Below are 1,891 nucleotides of genomic sequence, written 5' to 3'. Positions count from 1 at the left end.
AATATACAACTCATAAACAGATTAAAATCTTATGGTTTGCAGCTACAAGTTTCAGAAGAGAGTTTGCAAAATCAAACCAATAAATTAGAAGGACAAATATTTGTGGTTTCAGGCGTTTTTCATCAAATGAGTAGAAACGAATTAAAGAAAGCCATAGAAGATAATGGAGGTAAAGTAAGTTCATCAATCTCAAAAAAAACAAACTTTATTGTTGCTGGCGATAATATGGGGCCAAGTAAGTTAGCAAAAGCACAAGATTTGGGTGTTTCCATCATTTCCGAACAAGACTTTATAGATAAAATTAGTTAGCAACTAGTTTGGTATTCATTTTGCAGACTAAACCCCATAAATACAAATCAATAAAAGAGTATAAATAGTTGGCATTTAAAACAAAAATGAAAAACATCCTTTACATATATATAATGTCTATTTCTTTCATAGCTTTTTCTCAAAAAAAAGAAACAGACTCGTTACCTAATAATATAGACGATTATATTTTTGTAAAACCAGGAGATTCTGTTATCATACAATTAAAAGGAATCTCATTACTACCCAAACCTAAATTTAATTCTAGAGAAGACATTCGTTATTACCTCTGGTTCAAAAAAAAAGTATTCAAATCATATCCGTATGCAAAACTAGCCTCAGAAAGATTAGACAGTTTAAATGCAAGGTTAAATAGAATCGATTCAAAATACCAAAAGAGGCGATATACCAAACTTGTACAAAATTATATAGAAGGTGAATTCACAGATCAAATTAAAAAAATGACCACTACAGAAGGCAGGTTACTTATCAAATTAATTCATCGTCAAACAGGTAAAACAGCTTTCAATAATATCAAAGGTCTCAGAAGTGGTTGGAGAGCGTTTTGGTACAACACAACAGCCAATATTTTTAAATTATCATTAAAAACAGAATATACACCAGCAACAGAAAACGAAGATTTTTTAATAGAATACATACTACAAAGAGCTTTTAGAGATAACCAATTAAAACCCCAAGAATCTAAATTAAATTTCGATTTTATTAATATATTAAATAAAAAGAAAGCAAAAATAAACGTAGAAGTCTACAAAGAAATGTTTGCGAAAATGAAATCCAGAAAAAAGAACAAGAAAAAAGACTAATTTTTATAGGGTTCCCCCGCAAAAAAAAGCGGGGTCGGGCTTTCCATTATATCTTTTTTTAGGTTTTTATTTTTATACAAAGTCATTATTTAACAATGGTTTTTATAGAAAAAGCCATATTATATAATTAGGAATAAAAAAAAGGATGTCATTTCAATCCCTAACCCGGACATATTTAGCAGGGTTACTGCAAAAAAAAACTTCATTCCACATAAAAATATAAAACAAAAGTAGAAATTCCACCTATGTTTTTCTACATGCCTATGTGTTAAATCCCATTTTTGACATAAATATTTCCATAAAATCCATTTTAGAATTTCAACAATCCTATACCGAAAGTTCTTATAAAAAGAGTAAGTCAATCCAGTCATTTCACTCAAGATTAATCAAGGAGTAAAAAAAGCAAAAAAATATTGAAAAATTTTTCGTTTATAACTACTGCATTTACAGAGATTTATAAGGGGTTAAAAAAATAAAACAAAAAAGAGTTTAAAAAATAGTTGTGGGAATAGAAATGAGTTGTATATTTGCACCCGCTAACGGGAAAACGATAGTTTGATTAGCGGAGTTCATTGAGTTGTTTGTTATTATAATAGGGGTTAAGGGATTAGATTTTTTTTACAAAAAGATTTAAAAAAAAATTAATTTTTATTAGGATGTAAGAAAAAAAACCTTGTATCTTTGCAGTCCGAATTTTCGGGAGGAAAAAAGTTCAAGTTTTAAGGGTTTTAAAAAAGTTTAAAAAAAATTATTTTTTACTT

At 28.2% G+C, this 1,891-nt stretch carries 2 protein-coding genes; both read left to right on the top strand.

Annotated features, from left to right (window positions below):
* Positions 1-309 (top strand): BRCT domain-containing protein (locus ACTG3S_RS11850; protein WP_439129560.1); only part of this gene is annotated, 309 nt, incomplete at its 5' end.
* An 86-nt stretch (positions 310-395) separates the two neighbouring features.
* Positions 396-1,130, top strand: a complete 735-nt coding sequence (locus ACTG3S_RS11845) for a DUF4294 domain-containing protein (RefSeq protein WP_439129559.1) — start codon at positions 396-398, stop codon at positions 1,128-1,130.
* Positions 1,131-1,891: the final 761 nt, after the last annotated feature.

Source organism: Polaribacter sp. (assembly GCF_965656025.1).
In the GTDB taxonomy this organism is placed as follows: domain Bacteria; phylum Bacteroidota; class Bacteroidia; order Flavobacteriales; family Flavobacteriaceae; genus Polaribacter.
Note: the sequence above shows the minus strand (reverse complement) of the source record. Positions and strands in the feature narration are given on the sequence as shown.

Coding starts and splice junctions, on each gene's coding strand:
- ACTG3S_RS11845 (WP_439129559.1), top strand. CDS start 396: ATGAAAAACATCCTTTACATATATATAATGTCTATTTCTTTCATAGCT.